This is a genomic window from Spongiimicrobium sp. 3-5, assembly GCF_046557915.1.
In the GTDB taxonomy this organism is placed as follows: domain Bacteria; phylum Bacteroidota; class Bacteroidia; order Flavobacteriales; family Flavobacteriaceae; genus JBHEBG01.
The window spans coordinates 33,873-58,217 of sequence record NZ_JBHEBG010000002.1 but is presented as its reverse complement, the minus strand read 5'-3'; the positions used below and the strand labels follow the sequence as shown (position 1 = coordinate 58,217).

The 24,345-nt window shown below is 38.3% G+C and carries 25 protein-coding genes; 21 read left to right on the top strand and 4 right to left on the bottom strand.

The window, feature by feature from the left end; all coding sequences use genetic code 11:
- The first annotated feature begins 21 nt into the window (after positions 1 to 21).
- Positions 22 to 309, top strand: a complete 288-nt coding sequence (locus ACEQ81_RS08395; RefSeq protein WP_411030432.1) for a hypothetical protein — start codon at positions 22 to 24, stop codon at positions 307 to 309.
- Positions 310 to 391: 82 nt separating this feature from the next.
- On the top strand, positions 392 to 1,330 hold the full coding sequence (locus tag ACEQ81_RS08390; RefSeq protein ID WP_411030431.1) for a nitrilase family protein: 939 nt from the start codon (positions 392 to 394) through the stop codon (positions 1,328 to 1,330).
- An 18-nt stretch (positions 1,331 to 1,348) separates the two neighbouring features.
- Here ACEQ81_RS08390 and ACEQ81_RS08385 read toward each other — a convergent pair whose 3' ends face one another.
- Entirely contained in the window at positions 1,349 to 1,720 is a 372-nt protein-coding gene (locus tag ACEQ81_RS08385) for a Fur family transcriptional regulator (protein WP_411030430.1), read from the bottom strand.
- Between the two features lie 159 nt (positions 1,721 to 1,879).
- Between ACEQ81_RS08385 and ACEQ81_RS08380 the strand changes: the two genes are divergently transcribed.
- The 12 genes from ACEQ81_RS08380 to ACEQ81_RS08325 all read left to right on the top strand — a co-directional run bounded on the left by ACEQ81_RS08380 (position 1,880) and on the right by ACEQ81_RS08325 (position 13,844).
- Complete coding sequence (locus ACEQ81_RS08380; protein ID WP_411030429.1) at positions 1,880 to 2,794, top strand: NAD(P)/FAD-dependent oxidoreductase; 915 nt, start codon at positions 1,880 to 1,882, stop codon at positions 2,792 to 2,794.
- Between the two features lie 122 nt (positions 2,795 to 2,916).
- Entirely contained in the window at positions 2,917 to 3,882 is a 966-nt protein-coding gene (locus ACEQ81_RS08375) for a hypothetical protein (protein ID WP_411030428.1), read from the top strand.
- Between the two features lie 30 nt (positions 3,883 to 3,912).
- Positions 3,913 to 4,980 (top strand): ribosome small subunit-dependent GTPase A, encoded by a 1,068-nt coding sequence (gene rsgA / locus ACEQ81_RS08370; protein ID WP_411030427.1) that lies wholly within the window; start codon positions 3,913 to 3,915, stop codon positions 4,978 to 4,980.
- Between the two features lie 89 nt (positions 4,981 to 5,069).
- Positions 5,070 to 5,744 (top strand): DUF4386 domain-containing protein, encoded by a 675-nt coding sequence (locus ACEQ81_RS08365; protein WP_411030426.1) that lies wholly within the window; start codon positions 5,070 to 5,072, stop codon positions 5,742 to 5,744.
- A 211-nt stretch (positions 5,745 to 5,955) separates the two neighbouring features.
- On the top strand, positions 5,956 to 7,326 hold the full coding sequence (locus tag ACEQ81_RS08360; protein WP_411030425.1) for a hypothetical protein: 1,371 nt from the start codon (positions 5,956 to 5,958) through the stop codon (positions 7,324 to 7,326).
- Positions 7,323 to 8,393 (top strand): hypothetical protein, encoded by a 1,071-nt coding sequence (locus ACEQ81_RS08355; RefSeq protein ID WP_411030424.1) that lies wholly within the window; start codon positions 7,323 to 7,325, stop codon positions 8,391 to 8,393. Before ACEQ81_RS08360 ends, ACEQ81_RS08355 begins: the two co-directional genes overlap by 4 nt.
- A gap of 5 nt (positions 8,394 to 8,398) precedes the next feature.
- Positions 8,399 to 9,352: a M91 family zinc metallopeptidase gene (locus tag ACEQ81_RS08350; RefSeq protein WP_411030423.1), complete on the top strand. Its 954-nt coding sequence runs from the start codon at positions 8,399 to 8,401 to the stop codon at positions 9,350 to 9,352.
- Between the two features lies 1 nt (position 9,353).
- A complete protein-coding gene (locus tag ACEQ81_RS08345) occupies positions 9,354 to 9,881 on the top strand; it encodes a hypothetical protein (RefSeq protein ID WP_411030422.1) in 528 nt (175 codons plus the stop codon).
- Between the two features lie 26 nt (positions 9,882 to 9,907).
- On the top strand, positions 9,908 to 10,342 hold the full coding sequence (locus ACEQ81_RS08340; RefSeq protein ID WP_411030421.1) for a JAB-like toxin 1 domain-containing protein: 435 nt from the start codon (positions 9,908 to 9,910) through the stop codon (positions 10,340 to 10,342).
- A gap of 3 nt (positions 10,343 to 10,345) precedes the next feature.
- The gene (locus ACEQ81_RS08335; protein ID WP_411030420.1) at positions 10,346 to 10,807 is read left to right on the top strand and encodes a hypothetical protein; all 462 of its coding nucleotides are present in this window, start codon (positions 10,346 to 10,348) and stop codon (positions 10,805 to 10,807) included.
- Positions 10,808 to 11,263: 456 nt separating this feature from the next.
- Complete coding sequence (locus ACEQ81_RS08330; protein ID WP_411030419.1) at positions 11,264 to 13,183, top strand: DUF294 nucleotidyltransferase-like domain-containing protein; 1,920 nt, start codon at positions 11,264 to 11,266, stop codon at positions 13,181 to 13,183.
- A 4-nt stretch (positions 13,184 to 13,187) separates the two neighbouring features.
- Complete coding sequence (locus ACEQ81_RS08325) at positions 13,188 to 13,844, top strand: PolC-type DNA polymerase III (protein WP_411030418.1); 657 nt, start codon at positions 13,188 to 13,190, stop codon at positions 13,842 to 13,844.
- An 18-nt stretch (positions 13,845 to 13,862) separates the two neighbouring features.
- Here ACEQ81_RS08325 and ACEQ81_RS08320 read toward each other — a convergent pair whose 3' ends face one another.
- Both ACEQ81_RS08320 and ACEQ81_RS08315 read right to left on the bottom strand, forming a co-directional pair.
- The gene (locus ACEQ81_RS08320) at positions 13,863 to 14,816 is read right to left on the bottom strand and encodes a phosphoribosylaminoimidazolesuccinocarboxamide synthase (protein ID WP_411030417.1); all 954 of its coding nucleotides are present in this window, start codon (positions 14,814 to 14,816) and stop codon (positions 13,863 to 13,865) included.
- A gap of 9 nt (positions 14,817 to 14,825) precedes the next feature.
- Positions 14,826 to 15,779: a PhoH family protein gene (locus ACEQ81_RS08315; RefSeq protein ID WP_411030416.1), complete on the bottom strand. Its 954-nt coding sequence runs from the start codon at positions 15,777 to 15,779 to the stop codon at positions 14,826 to 14,828.
- A 127-nt stretch (positions 15,780 to 15,906) separates the two neighbouring features.
- On the opposite strand from ACEQ81_RS08315, the gene ACEQ81_RS08310 reads away from it, so the two are divergent.
- The 5 genes from ACEQ81_RS08310 to dnaN all read left to right on the top strand — a co-directional run bounded on the left by ACEQ81_RS08310 (position 15,907) and on the right by dnaN (position 20,698).
- On the top strand, positions 15,907 to 16,737 hold the full coding sequence (locus ACEQ81_RS08310) for an S-adenosyl-l-methionine hydroxide adenosyltransferase family protein (RefSeq protein WP_411030415.1): 831 nt from the start codon (positions 15,907 to 15,909) through the stop codon (positions 16,735 to 16,737).
- On the top strand, positions 16,738 to 17,034 hold the full coding sequence (locus ACEQ81_RS08305) for a putative quinol monooxygenase (RefSeq protein ID WP_411030414.1): 297 nt from the start codon (positions 16,738 to 16,740) through the stop codon (positions 17,032 to 17,034).
- A 6-nt stretch (positions 17,035 to 17,040) separates the two neighbouring features.
- Entirely contained in the window at positions 17,041 to 17,772 is a 732-nt protein-coding gene (gldF, locus tag ACEQ81_RS08300; protein WP_411030413.1) for a gliding motility-associated ABC transporter permease subunit GldF, read from the top strand.
- Positions 17,772 to 19,436 carry a gliding motility-associated ABC transporter substrate-binding protein GldG gene (gldG, locus tag ACEQ81_RS08295; protein ID WP_411030412.1) on the top strand — a complete coding sequence of 555 codons (1,665 nt, stop codon included), beginning with the start codon at positions 17,772 to 17,774 and terminating at the stop codon, positions 19,434 to 19,436. The genes gldF and gldG overlap by 1 nt, the downstream gene beginning before the upstream one ends.
- 143 nt (positions 19,437 to 19,579) lie before the next feature.
- Positions 19,580 to 20,698, top strand: coding sequence for a DNA polymerase III subunit beta (gene dnaN, locus ACEQ81_RS08290; RefSeq protein WP_411030411.1), 1,119 nt, complete (start codon positions 19,580 to 19,582; stop codon positions 20,696 to 20,698).
- Between the two features lie 41 nt (positions 20,699 to 20,739).
- Here the strand turns inward: dnaN and ACEQ81_RS08285 are convergent, their stop codons facing one another.
- Positions 20,740 to 21,102 (bottom strand): DUF4870 domain-containing protein, encoded by a 363-nt coding sequence (locus ACEQ81_RS08285; protein ID WP_411030410.1) that lies wholly within the window; start codon positions 21,100 to 21,102, stop codon positions 20,740 to 20,742.
- A gap of 90 nt (positions 21,103 to 21,192) precedes the next feature.
- Between ACEQ81_RS08285 and mnmE the strand changes: the two genes are divergently transcribed.
- A complete protein-coding gene (gene mnmE, locus ACEQ81_RS08280; RefSeq protein ID WP_411030409.1) occupies positions 21,193 to 22,629 on the top strand; it encodes a tRNA uridine-5-carboxymethylaminomethyl(34) synthesis GTPase MnmE in 1,437 nt (478 codons plus the stop codon).
- Between the two features lie 192 nt (positions 22,630 to 22,821).
- A complete protein-coding gene (locus ACEQ81_RS08275) occupies positions 22,822 to 23,955 on the top strand; it encodes a tyrosine-type recombinase/integrase (RefSeq protein ID WP_411030408.1) in 1,134 nt (377 codons plus the stop codon).
- The last annotated feature ends 390 nt before the right edge of the window (positions 23,956 to 24,345 follow it).

Here is a 24,345-nt window from a genome sequence, read left to right as displayed (position 1 = left end):
TGATATTGTAATATGTATAAAATGAATTTGATTTTTCTGCTGCTCGTTGTCCATTTATGTTCTAGTCAGGCAGATTTTAACCAAGCTTTATCTCGGCAAAGCAGTGAGCAACTGTTTATCTACGGACATATATATACCGTAAATAAGGATCAAGAATGGGCCGAGGCCATGTTGGTAGACAAAGGAATTACATCGATCTGTGATGCCAGAACCTACTGGAAAAGAAACCATCATCTAATTTGGAAACGAATTGAAAAGACAAAAGTCCTTAAAACATATCCAAAAGGAGAACTGATCTATGATAGATAAATGAATTAAACAGGTGTTCAGAATGATAATCGTTTTGTCCATTGTAAATAGTAATACTTAAAAAGTCATTTTAAAATCGCATATGAACCTAGCAGTTGCCCAATTTCAACCCAAAGACGGAGATAAGACCTATAACCTGTCCATAATCCGAAAGCTCGCCGAAAAGGCAAAGTTGAGCGGTGCGGACGTCATCAGTTTTCATGAGATGTCGATTACCGCATACACTTTTACAAAAGATCTAAACTTCCATGAGATAACAACATTGGCAGAAGAGGTTCCGAACGGTAATAGTACTCAGGAATTGATAAAAATCTCCAAAGAGTTTAACATACCCATCTTGGCGGGTCTGGTGGAAAAATCGGACGGAAAAATTTTCAACACCTACATCTGCGTAACCCAAGACGGCGTAATTGCGAAGTACCAAAAAATACATCCTTTTATTAGTAAGCACATGGCCGCTGGCAATGAATATTGCGTTTTTGACCTCCTTGGGTGGAAATGTGGAATTTTAATCTGCTACGACAATAATGTAATAGAAAATGTTAGAGCTACCAGCCTGTTAGGGGCAGAACTTATTTTTGCACCCCATGTTACAGGATGCACACCCTCCGCTATGCCAGGCAGGGATTATGTGGATGATATTTTGTGGCAACATCGGGAAAACGACCCGGTTTCCCTGCGGTTAGAGTTCGATGGGCCAAAAGGAAGACGTTGGTTAATGCGGTGGTTGCCCGCAAGGGCTTATGACAATGGCGTTTACTATGCGTTCACCAATCCGATCGGTTACGATGGAGATCACCTAAAAAATGGCAATTCGATGATTCTAGATCCATACGGGGAAGTGTTATCAGAAATAAAATCCTTTGAAGACGATATAACCATTTCAAAAATTACCAAAGATAAAATTCCGCTTTCTGGAGGTTGGCGCTACAAAAATGCACGAAGGCCAGAACTCTACAAAGACATTATCGGGGCCAATCATACGTCGGACACCACTCCGGTTTGGATGAAGGAGACCTAGTAAAACATGACGTGCTACTTATGTACAACGGGAACAAAGGCCAGAAACCACGCCATTAAAATTGTGCAAGGCATAATCTACCGGTAAAGAAACTTTTATTTCACCTTGTAAACACTCTACTTTACCGCATTGCGTACATCTAAAATGAAAATGATTGTGTTTATGTTTTTTTTCAGCACAGTTTATACAAAGCGCAAAGTATTGCTTACCATCATCACCGACAATTCGGTGAACAATACCATCATCACAAAACCGATTTAGCACTCGGTATATCGTTGCCCTGTCAAAACCTGTAATCTCGGAAGTAATCATATCATGGCTCATTGCTGACCCGTAAGATTTAAGGGTATTAAGCACTTGCTGTTTGGAAGCGGTATTTCTTCTTTTCATATTTATTAATGCGACTTAGTTGCAATAATACAAAATTATTTTATCTTTGCCAACCGGGTAAGTGATAAAACCTCCCAAAATGTGGCTTAACAAATAACGGAACCCAAGTTACCTGCAACAGTAGTTTGTTCTTTACACGAATCTTTAAAAAATAAGCATATGATAAATAAAAAACATTACGAGGTAATTATTGTAGGAGGCAGCTATGCCGGGCTTTCGGCGGCGATGGCCTTAGGGAGATCTTTGCGCAATGTTCTTATAATTGATAGTGGAAGGCCGTGTAACGCCCAAACCCCACATTCCCATAATTTCATTACCCAAGATGGGATAGCCCCAAAACTAATTGCAGAGAATGCCATGAAGCAAGTATTGGCCTATAAGACGGTAACATTTTTATCCGATATAGTTACAACTGCAGATAAAGAAAAGGGGCATTTTAAAGTACAGACTAAGAACAATAAAACTTTTGCTTGCAAAAAAATACTGTTTACTACCGGTGTTAAAGATGTAATGCCTCAAATCCAAGGGTTTCCCCAATGTTGGGGTATTAGTGTTCTTCATTGCCCCTATTGCCACGGATATGAAGTAAGAAATGAAAAAACGGGCATCCTGGCCAATGGCGAAACTGCCTTTGATCTATGTAAACTAATACAACATTGGACCGATGACCTTACACTTTTTACCAATGGAAAACCCGATCTCAGCGTGGACCAAAAAGCAGTAATTGAGAAGCTCAATATTAAGGTTATTGAAAAAGAAATATCCGAATTGGAACATTCCAATGGTGTTTTGGATCGTATTGCATTTACAGATGGTTCTAAATTTCCTCTTAAGGCAATTTTCTCCAGGGCAGCTTTCGAACAACATTGCAACGTGCCTTTTGCATTGGGTTGTGCCCTTAGTGATGAGGGTTATATAGACGTAGATTTCTTCCAAAAAACCTCGGTTGATGGTATTTTTGCCGCGGGTGACAATACAACCCGGATGAGAACCGTAAGTCTGGCTGTGGCCGCAGGCACAAAAGCAGGAGCCTCCATTAATATGGAACTGATCAACGAAAAACTTCCATATTAAGAAGCTAACAAGCTACTTTTTAAAAGCAATAGTGGTTTGGATACTAATTTAAACCGCTATTTTTGTTTATATCCAACATGGTAGGGTACTTAATTTATAAATTAGAAATACAAGCATATAGCATGAGATATTTTGCATTGATCCTCATTTTTTTGAGCCTGCACCAAACGATGAGGACGCAAGGAACCGTAGAGGCAGAATTTGATACCATCTTTAATTTTCAGTTCGCTTCTTTAAAAAACACCCATCAAAAAAAGATATTGATCGATGAAGGACATAATACTATCTACTCCTTGCCCTACGGACGGCAGACTGCACGCGAAATGCTCAGGATTATGGAAGAAGATGGTTTTCAGTTGCAGTTTTCCAACAGAAAGCTAGACTCGATTACTTTGAAGGAGTACAGCCCAGATATCCTTATTATTCACGGTATGCCCAATGATAAAACGGTACTAACAGATGGAGATAAGAAAGAAATCCTCTATAAATCGCCCTTAAACGAGAACGAAATAATGGGTATTGGCAAATATGTCTTTGAGGGAGGAAGTCTTTTTTTATTTTTGAGCCATTTCCCCGGAGGCAGTGGTGCCTTACCCCTATTGGAAGCGTTTAAGGTAAAGTTTAGGGACGGTTACGCCTTTCATCCCAATTCTCTTGGCCATAAAGGTGGTTTATGTAGTCATTTTACCATGTCCTCAGAAAATAAAATGATAAATCTGGACCATCCCCTATTCGCGGAAAACAATTGGGAGAATCTAAGCCCGGGAACTATAAAGTTTCTATGTGGCGCCGCAGTGTTCAGGAACCCAGAAGACACTATATTGCCCTTTCCCAACAACACGGTCAATTTTTCACCCACCACGGATGGCACGGCAGATATTGAGGAATATTCTGATGCATATGCTGGTATGATAGGCTTTGAGTTCGGAAAAGGTAGGGTCGTCATTTGTACCGATCAGGGTATTTTTAGAAGTTTGGATTTGTTAATCGACGATGAGAAAATTCCGGTGACCATACACGATCCGGAATGTGATAATGCTGCTTTATTGGTAAATTCTATACGGTGGCTCGGCAAATTAAAACCCTAATACCGTACCCAAACAGTAAAGTTTATTATAATGACGTATGAAGAGTTGGGGTTTACCCATGCATTGGAAAAATACCGTAAAGACCAAAATCTAGATTCATTTAGTGTTGGCCGTGTAATTTTGGAACATAAAGACAGGTATATAGTTAAGACCGCCGATAAGGAGTTGGACGCCGAACTCCTAGGTAATTTAAGGTTTACTGCAGAAAGTAGGTACGACTTGCCCGCCGTTGGCGACTGGGTGGCCTTTTCAGAATATGACGATAACAAAGGTTTGATTTACGCCATCTATCCACGCACTTCCATAATAGAAAGGCAAGCTGTTGGAAAAAAAGGACAGATTCAAATTATTGCGACAAATATTGATTTTGGGCTGATCGTACAGGCCGTTGGCAAGGACTTCAACCTAAACAGATTGGAAAGATACCTAACAATCTGTAACGCCTCTAAGGTAGAGCCCATTATTGTCCTAAGTAAAATCGATTTGCTCAATGAATCTGATTTGGAAAACATCAAAAAGCAAATAACAAAGCGCATCAAAGATGTTACAATTATTATGGTCAGTAGCCAATCTGCCAAAGGATACGCAGCGCTACAGAAAATAATCCAAAAAGGAAAAACATATTGTTTACTTGGTTCTTCGGGCGTTGGCAAATCTACATTGCTGAACGGTATTTCGGGAAAATCATTGATGAAAACAGGGCATATAAGTACCAGTGTAAATAAGGGACGTCACATTACCAGTCACCGTGAATTGGTGGTTTTGGAAGAAGGGGGTATACTTATAGACAATCCCGGAATGCGAGAAGTTGGTGTTTCGGATTTGACCGACGGATTAGAGCTTACATTTGATACCATTATAGATTATTCACAACATTGTAAATTTAAAGACTGTACCCATACCCAAGAACAAGGTTGTGCCATTTTAGAAGCGGTAGAAAATGGCGAAATTGATAAGGCATCCTATATTAACTTTCAAAAAATGGAACGCGAAAAACAATATTTCGAATCCAGCGTTTCGGAAAAGAAGAGGAAAGATAAAGATTTTGGCAAAATGATCCGAAATGTAAAAAAACAACGAAAACAGGACAAGTTTTAGACGGGGAATCTATTTTATCGGTATAAGATTTGTAACAAATAGTTGTAAAAAGCTACTTACTTATATCATCAATCAAAAAACCGATCAAAATGCAAACCACAAAAAACACGGGAAGACTTTTGGGTCTTCTTTTTTTGGCCACAGTAATTGCTGGGGCCACAGGAACAGCACTAAGGGGATTCCCTGAAGCAGATGCCAACACCACCGATTTTCTCATAGGGGTTATTGAAAATACAGGGCAAATGAAATTGGCCATAGCATTAGACATACTCAGCAGTGCCGTCGGTGTGCTAATTGCCCTTTTTCTTTTCCCATATATAAAGCAGTACGGCCATAGACTTGCCATGGGATATACCGGAATTGCCTTTGTTAACTTCGCAATCATTACGGTAAGTAATATCATCCACGTTACCCTGCTCTCGGTAGGTTCAGATTTTGATGCCGTAGGTGCTACAGGAAGTCATTTTACAACTTTGGCCAGCATACTTTACGATGCCTATTATTGGACCCATTTTCTAATATTGATGCTCTACAGCATAGGGGGTTCGGTATTGTATTACTTTTTATTTAAGACGCAGTTGGTACCCAGGTGGCTTGCAGCATGGGGGCTTCTTGCTTCTGCCATAGTTTTTACCGGAGGCGCATTACAACTTGCGGATATTGGGGTTCCTTTTTGGTTTTTTATTCAAAACGGTATTTTTATATTAACATTTACCGGCTGGCTGTTGGCTATGGGATTTAGCAAAACTAGGCTGGAGAGTTAGCACCTCAGTCAAATATCGCAGAAACTGAGATTGGTATTATACTCCCTCCGACAATGGTATTACGTTGAATGGAAGGTCTGAGAGAAACTTGTAATCATTTATTCTTATGTAAGAAATATTATTTTTATTTAAAATGTAAGAATATATTTTCATTTTTATATATTTGAAGTATTGCTTTCAGTAAAGACCCCAAGTCCAATCTGACCTATTAATGTTATTTGAAACAAATTTTCAATACAAGTTCTCTTTACAATTACACATAAAACGACCGTGGCTGGCGCTAGCAATTACACTTTCTTGTTTTTTTGTGAGAGGGCAAAATGTTGTTCCCAATCTACCTGCGGTAAGTGCCTATAATTCTTATGACCATATAGAGCCCATACAGCCTCTACACACAACAGAGCCTATAACTTCCACCCCATTAATAAATCAAGGCACGTATTCAACTCAAATGGCCATGCATCAAGCTGACCGTAATTATGTTATACAAGCCGATGATATAAAAAGAGAAATACTCAAAGACATTTACAATTCTCGCAGTGAGGTGAATATTGCTTTACCTTCATTTAAAAACTCCAAAGGTTCTCAACACTATCGCACTGCCTATGCACAATTGTTGCCCATGCAATACAATTCCTTCTCAGCGAAAAAGGCAACATTCATTGTTGAAAATGCATATTACGAAAGCGAAAAAGATTTTTCGGAATTTGAAGAAACTGTAAGAAAGATAGGGAACTTTCTAAAAGAAAAAATGCAAGAACTTGGTTTGGATGAAAATAGTAACCTCGACAAAAACTATCTCCTGTTTCAATTTTTTGCCGATACCTTAGAGCTCAAATCCAAAAACCTAGAACATTTACCTTTTGAGTATGATTTTGATGATTTTTGGGGCAAAAAAGATTGGAGCAAAATGTTTGTGCATAAACTGTTGCATACGGGAAAGGGACAGTGTAATTCCTTGCCACGGCTATACCTTATTTTAGCGGAGGAAATCGGCGCGGTAGCACATTTAGCCTTATCGCCTAATCATTCTTATATAAAATTTCAGAACGACACTGGTATGTGGCACAATATAGAGCTCACCAATAATATGCTTACCTCGGATGCCTTTATCCTAAACTCTGGTTATGTAAAAGTCGAAGCCATACAGAACAAAATATTTATGCATTCCATGAATGATCAAGAGCTGTTGTCCAACTTTTTTAGTGAATTGGCATTGGGATACGTTCATAAATATGGCTATGATGAATTTGTTAATGAAGTTTTGAATACCGCACTTAAAATCCACCCAAATAATATTACGGCGCAATTATCCAAGGCCAATTTACAGACCATGCGCCTGAAATATACTGCTGAGCAATTGGGGATTACGCAAGAAAACTTCAAAGAGATCAAAGACTATCCCGAATTGGTACAGCTCTACAAATCGGTTTTGGTTCAGTATGAAACCGTGGACAATCTTGGATACGCAGAAATGCCTGCTGAACTCTACGTAAAATGGTTGTCCACGGTTAATGAACACGAGAACCAACAATTGAACGATAGTTTTAATGTCAAACCTATAGAACAAAATAAAGATTGAAACGGATTTTATTCTCCATATTACTGATTCTACAATTTCAAAATGAAATGAACGCCCAGCGTTTTTACTATGATACTGCTTTTGAAAAAATCAACTGCATGTTGGTAGGCACTTGTGAACTCAGTTTTAAAGATGCCGTATATGAAGTGGAAAACGCATATTTGGAGAATAGCTTAGATGGCATCATGTTCAATAATAAAATAAAAAGACTTTCAACTCTTGCCGAAAATCTTGTTAAGAACCGGAAACTTAAATATATAGGAAACGATAAGGAAAAGGTTGAGAAGTATGCAGCATTATTTTCCGTAATAAAAGATAGCTTCTATATTCAGGATGATGATGGTAATACTTACCAATATACTCCGTATTCTTATGATTTTAAAGATGTATGGGGACATGGTGATTGGAAAAACATGTTCGTTTCCAAGTTGCTGGTTACCAGAAAAGGCAATTGTCATTCATTGCCATATTTATACAAAATTCTAGCGGAAGAATTGGAAACCAAGGCACATTTAGCTTTAGCTCCCAATCATATTTACATAAAGCATTGGAACGAGCAGGACGGTTGGTATAATACCGAACTGACAAGTGGTATTTTCCCCGTGGATTCTTGGCTAATGGCCTCTGGGTATATTCACTTGGATGCTATTGTCAATAAGCTCTATATGGAAGCGTTGGACGACGAGCAAAGTATTGCTCTTTGTCTTATAGATTTGGCGCAGGGCTACGATAGAAAATTTCCCGAAAACGATGGGGTTTTTATACTTAAATGCGTAAACATAGCTTTAGAATATTATCCCAATTATATCAATGCACTGATCATGAAAGGAGAAACTTCAAAAAAGATTTTAGAACAAGAAAACAACACTGATTTTGCAGGGTTAGCTGGTAAGGCCTTGCAGAATGAAGCCTTAAAAAAAGAGTTGATAAAACTCCAAAACGATTATGCTCAAATACACGAATTAGGTTATCGTAAAATGCCTGAAGAAATGTATCTAGATTGGCTGACTTCCTTGCAAAAGGAGCGTAAAAAATACGAAAACAAAAAAATTCTAACCAATAAATAACAATCATGAAAAGAATATACCTACTTATTGTCTTGATGTTATGTGTAAGCATTGGGTACGCACAAAACCCTTTTGAAAAATTTGGCTATATCCCAAAAATAGGTACCTTAAGCAAGGGGAAATACATTGAACATTTTGATAGTGACAGTATTGTCCAAATAGGTTCAGTATTATTTAATCCTTTTAAAAATACGATTGTTGGATTTATAAAGACCGAAAAAAAATATTCGGAAGCGACATTAGAACCTGAAATTGTAAGCAGATGGATGAACCCTGACCCTTTGGCAGATGAGTTTCCTGATACTTCACCTTATGTCTTTACCAATAACAATCCTATTAGATTTATTGATCCATTAGGTTTAGCCCCCGAAGACATAATTCTAAAAGGAACAGAAAAAGAAAGACAAACAATTCTTGCTAATTTACAGGCACTAACCAATGATAGACTATCTTTAAATAGTAATGGTGAAGTGACCATAGATTTCGAAAATTCAATAAATTGTGATTGCGAACTTTCTGAAGGAACTCAAGTGATTAGAGATTTAATTCAATCTAATAAAATTACCAATATAGAAACTACGACTGGGCCAAATGAAACACAAGCTAACAGTGGCTATGTGTTAATTAATGATGATGGTACACCTGGAAAAGGGAGTGGTAGTACCGTATCCTTTAATCCAAATAAACCTGAAGGTGGAATTGATGAAAACGGAAGTACTAAGCGTCCAACAGAAATAGGCTTGGCACACGAATTGCTTCACGCAAAAGACCATATAAATGGAACGGTTAATCCAAATCTTACTAATCCTCAGGTTATTGACCCAGATAATTTGACAAAAGGAAGAACTATTGTCTTGCCTATTTTTGAACTTAATATCAGAAGGCAAGAAAACTTAATAAGAAAAGAACAAAATTTACCCGCACGTCAATTGGTAGGTAAAAAACAAAATGGTTCGTGATATGAAGATTATAAATTTGGTTGTTTTATTGGCCATCTCCATGCTAACTGCATGTAATGGTAAGGCTCAGGTTCAGGATGAATTTTGGTTAAATACAATTTCTTCAAGAATGGTTTTAAGCGATGCTAATTGTGAAAACCAAATAATCGATATTGAATCTTTCAATATTGACGCATTTCTAAGGGAGTTAAAAAAACATCACACAGCAAAAATCAACAAGGCTATTTTAATGTTCTATACAGAAGGGGGTGAAGTCATTAATTTTTATTCCATAGCTATCCTTGTTTTGAATGAAGAAGCAAAGATTTCTATCTACAAGGATGGACAACAATTAGAATCAAAACTTGTAAACAAGTACTCCGAAAGACAATTTAATTCTTTTTTCACCTCCATTGAAGAAACAGAAGCTTTTAACCAAAGAAAATTACTGGTTATAAATTTACAGAAAGATTCAGTTATGTGTAGTAGCTACAAGAATCTAAAAAGGATAAGTGGAGACAAATTAAAAAAGTTATCATTTCCAAATTAGACCAAACTCAATTTAAGTCATATTCAATGATGGAAGTGGGGCTAGTAATTTTAATGCATAGCTCAAATTCCAAGGTTGAATTTGGGGTACAAGGATTTCAGTTAGATAATGGGGATTATTCCTATGTAGTTGGCACTTCGCGAAGTGAAAACTATGCTTTCAATGCTTATCATTTAGGATTGTCTGGTGGGTATAACATAGAAAACTTACAGTTTGATTTACACAGCCACCCGACAACTCCTAGTGCTTCTGGCTATAATACACAAAGACCATCAGGAGATAGAAAAAGACAGCTAAACCATTATAATCAACTGAGGCAAAGTGACAGAGGATTATCTTTACATTACTATATTTATCATACCTCCACTCAAGGATTATACAGATATGGTCCAACGAGAGGAGATGAATATATAGGTACAATTAAAAAACCCGGTGATTTTGTTGATAAAGCTAAAGACTAGAATATGAGAGGTGTAAAAATTTTAATTAGTATTTCTGTTTTCTTTGTTTTGCTGAGTTGCAAAAATTCGGCTAACTCTGAGATTATAAGAAAAGATTTACTGAAAAACATTGAGGGATTTATAGCGTATAGTGAAGAAAGTATATCAAATTTTAAAACCAATAGAAGGGACACGGACATTTATTGGGTTGAGTTCTTCAAAAAAGATGAAAAAAACGTTGTTGTGGTTATGCAGCAGCCATTCGTCTACAAAGATGAAACCGATGGATTTATCAAAATTAATGAAAACAGAGTTTTCTTTTATTCTTCAAACCCCGCTTTTGTAGATATTTCAAAACTCGAAAAATCTATTAGTGAACAAATCCCTGGTGAAAATTCTGAAGAATCTGAATTAGGATTTAGTGCGCCCAACTGGGCCTATTATATAAATGTTAATAGTTTGGAGAAATTTGAACTGGGAGAATAAAGAAGTCATCGAGTTAATACTTATTTCTTTTTTGTCGATTCTATATTTTTTTGGAATATTGAACCTAAAATGAAAAGAACAATCATATCGTTTGTGTTAATTTCAACTGCTATAGCATGCAAAAATAACGAGGTGTAGCCTTCCCTAAAAATGTAACCTTACCCTTTTTGGGGAAGGCTACACAAACTTTTCATAAGACAAGAATTGAAGTAATCGAAAACAGATAAGCCTTCAATTCGAAAGACTATATACTATTAGCCAAACAGGAAATTGACAAGAAATATTTATACGTTATTATTGAATTTATCAATTATTTTTTTCATACCGAAGCTACAAACAAACGAGAAAACAACAGGAACTATTTCTACTTTTAATGATTATTTCATTTTCTTAAGCTTGCTAAAAAGTCTCTCTTTTCCTTAGCGAAATCATTAACTTTATCCGCAAACAAAAGCCATGAAGAATACCATCTCGGAAAGAGTGGCGGATTTTCTCAAAAACTTCCCCCCGTTCAATGAGTTTGCGCCAGAGGATCTAGAATCGCTCTCCGAGGAAATAATGATCTCATACAAAGAAAAGAGTGCAATAATCTTTACGGAGAACGACGCTCCCCATACGCATTTTTACATTGTGCATAAAGGTGCCGTGGCTTTGATAAAGGGTAAGGAGAATACGATTGTGGACATTTGTGATGAAGGCGATATTTTTGGCCTGCGCCCTTTAATGGCCAATGAAAAGTACAAATTGGAGGCCAAGGCCCATGAAGAAACCATATTGTATGCAGTGCCTATTACCCTTTTCAGACCTTATGTAATCAAAAACAAGGAAATTGGTAATTTTTTGATCGAAAGCTTCGCTTCCAACACCAGAAACCCGTACTCCACACAGCATCGGGGAAAGCTATACGGCGAGCCCGAAACCAAGGAAACCGAAGCCCCTGAAACAAAGTTATTAGATCTACAACTGGTAAACTATTCCAAGAAGTTGGTGAGCTGCTCGCAAAAAGCCACAGCCAAGGACATTGCAGAGACCATGACCCGTAAAAAGGTAGGGGCCATGTTGGTATGTGAAGATAAACTGCCGGTGGGCATAATTACCGATAAGGACCTACGAAACCAGGTAGTTACCGGGTTGTATCCTATTACGGTTACTGCGGACAAAATAATGACCACTCCGGTTATTACCTACCCACCAAAACTTACTGTTAGCCAAGCACAAATGGCCATGATGAAGAGCAATATAAGCCACCTTTGTCTAACCAAGGACGGTACTCCAAAAACCAAAGTGGTAGGAATCCTTTCTAAACACGATATTATGGTGGCCTTGGGCAACAACCCAGCTGTATTGATTAAGGCGATTAAACGAGCCAGAAAATACAAACAAATAAAAAGTATAAGACATAGCATTATGGCCTTGTTACGGGCTTATTTGGATGAAAACATCCCCATGACGCTTACCTCAAAGATCATTTCCGAGCTTAATGATACCTGTATTAAGCAAATTATTAGAATAGCCCTGGGGAAAATGGATTCCCCACCCCCAGTAAAGTTCTCTTGGCTTGCCATGGGTAGTCAGGGACGCAGTGAACAATTGTTGCATACGGATCAGGATAGTGCTCTTGTATTCGAAGATGTACCCAAGGAAAAGCATGCCGAGACTACTGAATATTTTCTAGAATTGGCAAGGAACGTTACCAAAGGCATGCACACTATTGGGTATGAGTATTGTCCGGCTGAAATGATGGCCTCCAATCCTAAATGGTGCCTAAGCCTTACCGAGTGGAAAACCCTGATTAACCATTGGATCACCAATCCAGGACCCGATGAAGTACTTATGTCCTCCATATTTTTCGACTATAACCTTTCTTATGGAGATCCCAAATTGGTTGAGAGTATAACGGACCATATATTTGAAAGCGTAAAACAACACCCTGTCTTCTATTATCATTTGGCAGGTGGTGCATTGCAAAACCCATCGCCCACCGGATTTTTTAGGCAGTTTTTAGTAGAACAAAATGGGGCACATAAAGATTTTTTCGATCTTAAAAGAAGAGCTTTGATGCCTTTGATAGATGCGGCAAGGGTATTAATATTATCGCATTCGGTAAAACATATCAATAATACTGCGGCCCGGTTTGAGAAACTTGCGGAGTTGGAACCCAACAACAATGAATTTTATTTGGCCTGCTCCTATGCGTCCAAGGCCCTATTGAAATTCAGAACCAAGCAAGGTTTATTGCACAATGATTCTGGCAGGTTTATTGCCTTGGATAAGTTAACCAAGGAAGAGAAAATAAAACTGAAGAGAACTTTTAAGACCGTAAAAGAGCTTCAAGAACTTATTGCCATACGTTTTAAGGCCGCTATTAACAGATAGATTAATGGGAATCTTTAAAAACAATAAAACATCACTCCCAGACTTTTGGAGGCAGTATATAGGTAGTTTTAAAGAAAAACCAACTACTGACGTAGACCAACTTACCTTTGTGGTGCTAGATACAGAAACAACGGGCTTTGATTATAAACAAGATAGGATATTGTCTATTGGTGCCTTAAAACTTAGGAACAATAACATGGCCATCAATGAGAGTTTGGAAGTCTATGTTGACCAGGAATATTACAACGCAGAAACTGCCGAGATTCATGGTATTCTTAAAAAAGGGAAGATGAAAAAGGTCTCTGAAGAAGAGGCATTGGAAATACTCTTGTTATATCTGGGAAACGCTGTTATTGTAGCCCATCATGCGCAGTTTGATATCAATATGTTGAACAAGGCTTTGAACCGTCACCAGCTTCCAAAATTAATGAACCAAGTTTTGGATACCTCCCATTTATACAAAAAGACGCTCCTAAAATCTAACTTATTGGAAAAAAAAGAACATTATACCCTGGACGAACTGGCGGAAAAATTTGATATCTCCAAAGCCGATAGACATACGGCCATGGGAGATGCTTACATTACTTCTATAATTTTCCTGAAAGTGCTTTCGAAATTAAAAGATAAAAGAGAAATAGATTTAAAATATTTATTAAAGTAACTAAACCTAAAAATTTGACTATCTGCTACTTAGATAATTCAATACGTTTTTCTCTATTCTTTCATCAATATTGGAAATATCTGTCTTAACGAAAGTTTCCCCAGTGATATTCTCGTACAGTTCAATGTAACGCTCGGAGACACTTTCCACATAGGCATCGGTCATCTCTGGCACCTGTTGTCCTTCAAACCCTTGAAAGCCATGCGATATAAGCCATTGTCTTACAAATTCCTTGGACAGTTGTTTTTGAATTTCTCCCTTATCTTGTCTTTCCTGATAACCCTCCGTATAAAAATAACGGGACGAGTCCGGAGTATGAATCTCATCAATCAACACAATCTCTCCCGAACTTGTTTTGCCAAATTCGTATTTGGTATCTACAAGGATAAGTCCTTGTTCCGCGGCAATCTGCGTACCGCGTTCAAACAAATCTCTTGTATACTTTTCCAGAACCACATAATCATCCTCAGCAACCAATCCCTTTTTCAAAATATCCTCTTTGGAAATATCTTCATCATGATCTCCCTTCTCTGCCTTGGTAGCCGGTGTAATTATAGGGGTAGGAAATTTGTCGTTCTCTACCATTCCGTTGGGCATTGCCACACCACATAATAGCCGCTTACCCGTTTTGTACTCCCTTGCGGCATGCCCGGAGAGATAGCCTCGTATTACCATTTCTACCTTAAAAGGCTCACAGGCATGACCTATGGCTACATTTGGGTCTGGGGTAGCTAAGAGCCAGTTAGGTACAATATCTGCCGTTGCCGCCATCATTTTAGTGGCGATTTGATTAAGTATCTGACCTTTGTAGGGAATGCCTTTGGGAAGAACCACATCAAAAGCCGATAGCCTATCTGTGGCGATCATTACCAACAAGTCGTTATCCAATCGATATACCTCCCTTACCTTCCCTTTGTATACATTTTGTTGACCAGGAAATTGGAAGTTGGTAGAAGTTATGGTGTTGCCCATGGGAAGCTCTTAATTTTGATGCTCAATATTTTTGTATGCGTCGATTACTTTTTTGACCAATTTATGACGAATTACATCTTTATCGTCCAAGTAAATCATTTGTATGCCTTGTACGTTTTTAAGAATTAACAAAGCTTCTTTTAACCCAGAAATGACCCTTCTTGGCAAATCTATCTGACCGGGGTCTCCTGTGATCAAAAATTTGGCGCTCTTTCCCATTCGGGTAAGGAACATTTTCATTTGGGCATGGGTGGTATTTTGGGCTTCGTCCAATATTACAAAGGCATTATCCAAGGTACGGCCTCTCATAAAAGCCATTGGTGCAATCTGAATGGTACCGTTTTCTATAAAATGGGCCAGTTTTTCACTGGGAATCATATCCCGAAGCGCGTCGTACAGCGGTTGCATATATGGATCCAATTTCTCTTTTAAATCCCCGGGTAAAAATCCAAGGTTTTCACCGGCTTCCACCGCCGGGCGGGTAAGTATAATACGTTTTACCTGTTTCTCCTTCAAGGCCTTAACGGCAAGGGCAACACCTGTATATGTTTTTCCGGTACCTGCGGGGCCAATGGCAAAGACCATATCATTTTTGTTCGCGGCATCCACTAGTTTGCGCTGGTTAACCGTTTGAGCTTTTATCAACCTACCATTAACCCCGTGTACCAATACATCGCCACTGTTTTCCGAAGATTCGTAGTCAGATGCGGTATTACTGGTTAATACGCGTTCTATAACATTTTCATCCAGCTTATTATACTTTGCAAAATGGGCAGTGAGCATATCAAACCGCCTGTCAAATTCATCCAAAAGCTCCTCATCGCCGTAAACCTTAATTTTACTGCCACGGGCCACGATCTTCAATTTTGGAAAGTATTTTTTAAGTAAGTCTATATTGGCATTTTGCTGCCCAAAAAACTCCCTAGGGCTAATTTCGGTAAGTTCTATAACGAGTTCGTTCAAAGAATATGGGTTTTTAAAAGTTGTTCCTTAAAGATAAATTTCCGTACGCTTATTTTTTGTGTAATTTTGTTCAACAAACTTAAGTAAAAATCAGTTTGTCCAATTAAAAACATATCAACAGTGTTGCATGGCAATCATTACCCTAACGACTGATTTTGGACATAAAGACCATTTCGTAGGCGCCATTAAAGGTACTATTTACAGGGAGTTGCCCGACGCCAAAATTGTTGATATTTCCCATTCCATTAGTCCATTCAATATTCAGGAATGTGCTTACATCCTTAAAAACTCATATAAGGCCTTCCCGGAGGGCACCATCCATGTAGTGGGTGTAGATTCCGAACCTACGCCAGAGAACCAGCATATTGCGGTAATGGTAGACGGCCACTACTTCTTAAGTGCCAACAATGGGGTAATCTGCTTAATAACTTCAGAAATAAGTCCGGAGAAAGTAGTGGAGATCAATATTCCCAATCCGGCACACGGTTCCTTTCCTGTACTTGATGTTTTTGTACAAGTAGCCTGCCATATTGCCCGGGGCGGCACCCTGGAAGTGGTTGGAAAAACCTTTGATAAACTTCGGGAACTAAAAGAATTCTCACCAAGGGTAACAGATAACGGAAAAACCATAATTGGCAGTGTTATTTATATAGACAACTACGGTAATGTGGTAACCAATATCCAAAAAAGTCTGTTTGAAGCATACCGCAATGGCAGAAATTTTGAGCTTCAGGCCAGAAATAAAAAAATAACCGAAATTCATCATAAATACAGTGATATATTAAATTTCGACCTGGAAAAAACACAGCGAAAAGGTCCGGGGGACTTGTTGGCACTATTTAATTCTTCGAATTATATTGAACTGGCCATTTATAAGAGCGACCTGAACACGGTTGGAGGGGCCTCTACCCTACTTGGGCTAGACTATAGGGATACGATAATTATTAATTTCTTGTAAATGCTGGTGCGAATTGTAAAATTGACCTTTAAAAAAGAAAATATAAGTAGCTTTGAGCAAATTTTTGAAGCAACAAAACAGGATATTCGAAATTTTGAGGGATGTACATTCCTAGAACTGTATCGAGACAATGAAAATCCCAAAATATTCTTTACCTATAGTTATTGGGAGAATGAGAACGCACTGGAAAACTATAGAAATTCAGATTTTTTTAAGCAAGTGTGGAGCACTACCAAAGTACTTTTTGAAGAAAAGCCAGAAGCATGGAGCGTATCTAAATTACATACCTTAACCTAAGCCCGTATGTTAGCCATATTTAAAAGAGAAATACAAAGCTTTTTTACCTCTTCGATAGGATATTTGGTCGTGGGTCTTTTTCTAGTACTTAGCGGTTTGTTCCTTTGGGTTTTTAAAGGCCCTTACAACGTGTTCGACTATGGGTTTGCAGATCTGGGGAAGTTCTTCTTATTAACACCGTGGGTCTTTCTTTTTTTAATCCCTGCCATAACCATGAAAAGTTTTGCGGAAGAAAGAAAATTGGGCACACTGGAATTAATCTTTATAAAACCTCTGCCACTTTGGAAAACGGTGTTGGGTAAATTTTTTGGTGCCCTTACCCTAGCCATCCTCGCCATTATCCCAACAGGGGTATACGTTTACTGCGTGTCCCAGTTGGGAACTACCGTGGGTAATTTAGATATGGGATTGGTGATTGGCTCCTATTTTGGGTTACTGTTTTTAACGGCAGCTTACACCGCTATAGGTATTTTTACATCTACACTTACTGAAAATCAGATTGTTGCTTTTATCCTAGGAACGGTACTGTGTTTTCTTATCTACTACGGTTTCGATGCTTTAGCTTCCTTATTTTCGGATGGAGGTTTGTCTTTGCAAACCAGAAATTTGGGAATGAAGTCCCATTTTGATAGTGTTTCAAAAGGTGTGCTAGATACGCGAGATCTACTATATTTTGGTACGCTCACCGCTTTTTTTCTTTTTCTAACAGTTTCACAACTAAAAACCCTAAATAGATAATGCAAAAACGTGTTTTATCTATCATAATCGCTCTGGTACTGCTCTTGCTCGTTAATGGGGCGGGTAGTTTGTTTTATATGCGATTCGATTTAACCGAGGACAATAGGTATACACTCTCGCAACCGGCAAAAAATTCTGTGAAGGGTTTTGGGTCCCCGGTGGTCGTAGATGTATTGTTGGATGGAACGCTACCTGCCGAATTCACTAAGCTAAAAGTAGAAACGGAACAGCTTTTGGAAGAATTTGCCACGGTAAATGAGAACATAAAATTCAACTTTATAAATCCTTTGGAAAACGAAGGTCAGACCCAGGCCGCCATTGGCGAATTACAACGAATAGGGCTTACCCCCGCGAACATAACCGTGGAAAATAATGGTAAAGTATCACAAGAAATATTGTTTCCCTGGGCCATGGTCAATTATGGGGAAAACACCGTTAGGGTACCTCTTTTGAAAAACAAATTGGGGGCTTCTACCGAGGACCGGGTAAATAATTCTGTACAACATTTGGAGTATGCTTTTGCCGATGCGTTTACCAAGTTGGCCATAAAGGACAAAAAACAGGTGGCCGTAATAAAAGGTAATGGGGAGCTCGAGGATATTTTTATGGCCGATTATCTCACTACTATACGAGACTACTACAATATTGGGGCCATTACCCTAGATTCTGTTGCCAACAATCCTCAAAAAGTTTTAGATCAGTTAAAAAACTACGACCTGGCCCTAATTGCAAAACCTACCGAAGCTTTTACCGATGCTGAAAAATATGTGCTAGATCAGTACATAGTGAGCGGAGGAAAATCGCTTTGGCTTATAGATCAAGTTGCCATAGAGCTCGATAGCCTTTTTAATGAAACAGGATCCTCAGTGGCCATACCTAGGGACCTTAACCTCAACGATTTCTTTTTTAAATACGGCTTGCGTATTAACCCCGTATTGGTAAATGATCTCTATTTTTCACAGATCGTACTGGCCTCGGGAGAAGGTAGCGGTTCGCAATACAACCCTGTGCCCTGGTACTACCATCCAATGGTGTTTTCTAGGAACGATCATCCTATAAACAATAACTTAGAGGCCATTAGATTTCAGTTTACCAATACAATAGACACCTTGGCCAATACCAACAAAAAGACAATCCTATACCGCTCTTCTCCCTTATCAAAGACAGAAGGGACGCCTAAACAGATAAGTCTGGATGTAATAAACGTGCCTCCCAAAAAGGAAACATACAACAACGGTAATAAACCCTTGGCGGTATTGGTAGAAGGAGCGTTCAGTTCTGCCTTTACCAATAGAATAAAACCTATACAGCTAAAGGGGGCCATAGAAAAGGGAGGGGCCAATAAAATGCTGGTAGTTGCAGATGGGGATGTAATCAAGAATCAAATTAGAAAAGGTAGGCCCTTGGAATTAGGCTATGATAAATGGACCAATAACTTTTACGGCAACAAAGAATTTCTGATAAACAGCATCAATTATCTCTTGGACGATACCGGACTTATAAACATTAGGAACAAAAAGGTGGCGGTTCCTTTTCTCGATGAGAAAAAAATTGCAGAGGAAAAAAGTAAATGGCAGCTAATAAATATTGGACTTCCAATACTATTGACCTTGGTTTTTGGGTTCCTTTTTAGACTATTTCGGAAGAAAAAATTCGGGAGCTAAGTGTTAATAAGTTTGTTTCCTTAAAAAGGACTTTTAAAATATCTTTGTTTCTAATGCTATACTACAGTGCTTGGGGATTTATTATGGAATTACAGTCTAAAAATCCCTCTTAAACTGTGGCGGCTTAAAAAATAATACAACGAATGAAATTTATAGTATCTAGCACCTATTTACTAAAACAACTCCAAGTTTTGGGGGGTATCATCAACAATAACAATACCCTTCCCATTCTTGATAATTTTCTTTTTGATCTTAACAAAAATAAACTTACGGTCTCCGCTTCAGATTTGGAAACTACAATGAGTTCCGTTTTGGAAGTAGATTCCGATAATGAAGGCACCATAGCAGTGCCAGCGAGGCTTTTGTTGGATACCTTAAAAACTTTCCCCGAACAACCACTTACGTTTACGGTCACTGACAATCATACGGTCGAAATAAGTTCTAACCATGGAAAATATGCCCTTGCCTATGCAGATGGCGCTGAGTTTCCTAAAGCAGTGGAACTTTCCAATCCCAGTGCCACTACAATAATGGGAGATATCTTGGCCACTGCAATCAACAAAACCATATTTGCGGCAGGAAACGATGACCTAAGACCGGTAATGAGCGGCGTATTCTTTCAGTTTTCTCCAGAGCATCTAACCTTTGTTGCCACTGATGCTCACAAGTTGGTGAAATACCAAAGATCTGATATTTCTGCTTCCCAAGTTGCTGAATTTATCATGCCCAAAAAGCCATTGACACTACTTAAAGGTATTCTGGCAGGGAGCGAGAGCGATATTACTATAGAATATAACGAGAGTAACGCCAAATTCAGTTTTGAGGACACCGAATTGATATGTAGGCTGATTGATGGGAAATACCCCAATTATGAAGCGGTAATACCAAAAGAAAATCCAAATAAACTCACCATTTCCAGAAATCAGTTGCTAAGTTCCGTTAGGAGGGTGTCTATTTTTTCCAATAAGACCACACACCAAATACGTCTTAAGATTGCAGGAGCAGAACTTAACATTTCTGCTGAAGATCTTGATTACAGTAATAAGGCCGAAGAACGACTTACCTGTGCGTATCAGGGCGACGATATGCAGATAGGATTTAACTCGCGTTTTTTGGTAGAAATGCTCGGCAACCTTACCTCCGATGAAATTTCCTTGGAAATGAGCTTGCCCAATAGAGCAGGTATCTTAACCCCTTCCGATGGATTGGATGAGGGCGAAAACGTAACCATGTTGGTAATGCCTGTAATGCTTAACAATTAAGTAGGGACTACCAATAAGCATCGTAAATTTTTCCTCGATAATTAAGAAATGAACCTAATGGTCATAAAATAGCTGGGAGCTTCTCCATTACCTGCTTTTACCGCATTTACTATAGGCATAACAAACCCTAATATCCCCACGCCAATTAGTGTTAGAAGGCCCAGACCAAGCAAAAAAATGGCCGGTATACTCAGAAAAATGTACAAAAGCATACTTAATTGTAGATTGACGATCGACTTTCCATGATCGTTCATACCTTCCACAGAGTCCTTTGAAGACAGCCATAGGATAAGAGGAACTACCAGCCCCCCAAAACCAAAAACATAATTCAATAGCTGTGTTAAATGCGTAATGACCAGAAGCTGATTGTTAGTGCGTAATGTTGATTGATTGATGATTTCCATTTTTTGATTGTTTTTTGATGATGTTCTAACTATAGGTAGCAATTTCCATCGAAATGTTACAAGCGGAAATGAATTTGTATTTTTGCAGCCATGATACAAGAACGTACCATCGTTGCCTTGGCCACACCCGCTGGTGCTGGTGCTATCGCTATAATTCGCGTTTCCGGAAAGGAGGCGATCCCTATTAGTGCTTCTGTTTTCCGTTCGGTACGGAACAAGACCCTTGAAAAGCAAAAAAGCCATACCGTACACCTAGGACATATAATGGATGGAGAGCGTACTTTGGATGAGGTGCTGTTATCACTTTTCAAAGGACCAAATTCGTACACGGGAGAAGATGTCGTGGAAATTTCTTGTCATGGCTCTCCATATATACAGCAACAAATTATTCAACTATTATTAAGGCAAGGTTGTCGTATGGCAGATGCCGGCGAATTTACACTGAGGGCTTTTTTAAATGGCAAGTTAGATCTAAGTCAGGCCGAAGCCGTAGCCGACCTTATCGCAAGTGATAATGAGGCCAGTCATCAAATAGCCATGCAACAAATGCGAGGAGGGTTTAGCAACGAGATAAAACTGTTGCGAGATGAGCTGCTCAATTTTGCTTCCTTGATAGAATTGGAGCTAGACTTCTCGGAAGAAGACGTAGAATTTGCAGATCGGGGTCAGTTTAAGGCTTTACTCGCTAAAATACAAGATGTACTAAAACGGTTGATCGATTCCTTTGCTGTTGGCAATGTAATTAAAAATGGTATCCCTATTGCTATTGTGGGCGAACCTAATGTGGGGAAATCTACTTTGTTAAATGCGTTGCTGAACGAAGAACGGGCCATTGTTTCCAATATCGCCGGTACTACTAGAGACACCATAGAGGACGAAATTTCCATTGGCGGCCTTGGATTTCGATTTATAGATACTGCAGGATTACGCGCCACGGAAGATACCATAGAGCAATTGGGTATACAAAAAACGTTGGAGAAAATAGAACAGGCACAGGTGATCTTGTACTTAATGGATGTAAGTTCTGTGGTTAAGGACGGAGTTTTAAATCAGAAAAAAATTGAGGACTTTGGCTCCGAGATCAAAAAAATAGGCAAAAAGCACCCAACAAAACCGCTTATAGTGGTTGCGAATAAAATTGATGCACTACCCTTACCAATGCTGAATACCATAGAAGAAAGGTTAGTAACCATTTCTACCCGTTTGGCGCATTCATTTCCGGTAATGTTATCGGCCAAAACTGGAGCGGGTGTAGATGCCCTTAAAACAGGCTTACTGAATTTTGTACATACCGGTGCACTTAAGAACAATGAAACCATTGTCACCAATACACGTCACTACGATGCGCTTATTAAAGCCCTGGAGGAGGTAGACAAAGTGCAGTTGGGAATGGCCAATAGCGTTCCCAGTGATTTGTTGGCCATAGACATTCGCCAAGCCTTATATCATTTTGGGGAAATAACAGGGGAAATTACCAATGATGACCTTTTGGGAAATATCTTCGCCAATTTTTGTATCGGGAAATAAATAAGTATTTCATTTGGTCTCATATGGTTCCATTTGATTTCATATAACTGTAAATCAATAAGTTGTTGAAAATTATTTTTCTTTTCTCTTTCTCTTAATCTCCTATTTTCATACATTTATTACACCATTTTTACACCTCATTTAATTTTTCAACTCATAAGGTGGAAAAATTATACCTCAAAATCCTTTGTTATGAAAATCAATCTAAAGCAGAAAAAGTTAAAAAACGGAAAATCTAGTTTGTTTCTTGAATTCTATAATGGTTATCGGATAGATAATAATGGGGTTAAAAAGCATCTACGAAAATTCGAATACCTAAAACAGTATGTTTTTGATAATCCTGCAAATGCAGAGGAAAAAAGAAAAAATAAAGAAACGCTTCAATTGGCCGAAAGCATACTGGCGATAAGAAAGGCTGAATACATTCAAGGGAAATACAAAATCAAAAACGATAAGAAGGGAGAATTAACTTTTTTAGAGTACTATGAGCAGCTTAAAGAAGACCGCTTTGAAACCAAAGCTAATTATGGCAATTGGGATGCAGCTCTAAAACATATCGCAAAATATTGTCCTGCCCATAAACAACTAAAGGATATTGATACCGATTTTGTCAAAGGGTTTAAGCGATATCTAAACACCAAAGCCAAAACCAAGAGTGGTACTCCCCTATCCCAAAATTCTAAATACACCTACTTCAACAAATTTAAAGCAGCTTTACGAGAAGCCTATACCGAAAACTATTTGGAAGAAAATGTATTGCGGTCAGTTAAAGGTTTTGAGCAAGGTGAGTCTACAAGGGAATACCTTACCTATTCAGAATTACAGGCAATGTCACAAGCCGAATGTAAATATCCTGTACTAAAGAATGCTTTTATTTTTAGCTGTCTTACTGGTTTACGATGGAGCGATATTGATAAATTAAGATGGTCGGAGGTTAGAGATGAGGATACAGGTTCACGAATTATATTTAGGCAAAAGAAAACCGACGGACTAGAATACCTATATGTTTCTGAGCAGTCCAGGGCCTTACTTGGAAATAGAACCAATGAGAGTGACCGAGTTTTTAGAGGTCTTAAGTATGGTGCAGTCTATAATACCGAGATTCTTAGATGGTGTATGAAAGCAGGAATCACGAAGCATATTACTTTCCATAGTGCTAGACATACCAATGCTGTGTTGTTACTGGAAAATGGAGCCGACATCTATACTGTCTCAAAACGGTTGGGACATCGTGAAATCCGTACTACGGAAATCTATACCAAGATAATTGATGAAAAAATGAAGGAAGCTGCGAATTTGATTCCCGAATTAAATCTGGATTTCTAATGTGTAATGAGTTCCATAAAAGGGTAATTAACGAGAATACTAAAAAGGACCGTAAATAAAACTCTTCTAGACAGAGGAAATTGCAAAAGGAAAATGGTGCTGTAAAACGGCCGTTTTAGGAAACACAAGATTTATTCTTAAGATTGAATAACAAATAAACTTTGTGGCAGCATATAGGTGCAAGTATATTGTTTATCGACTACAGACGTTGCTATACTGGCGTTTAAGTATTTAAAACACATAATATACCTGTCATAACCATGGGCAATTTTTAAACACCCAAGCAGCAATCAAGAACACATTTTACTTTTTTGACACTGATATATCATGGATGATTATTTGCAAATAAATGTTAAATATATTTTACAATAAGTATATAATACTTTACTT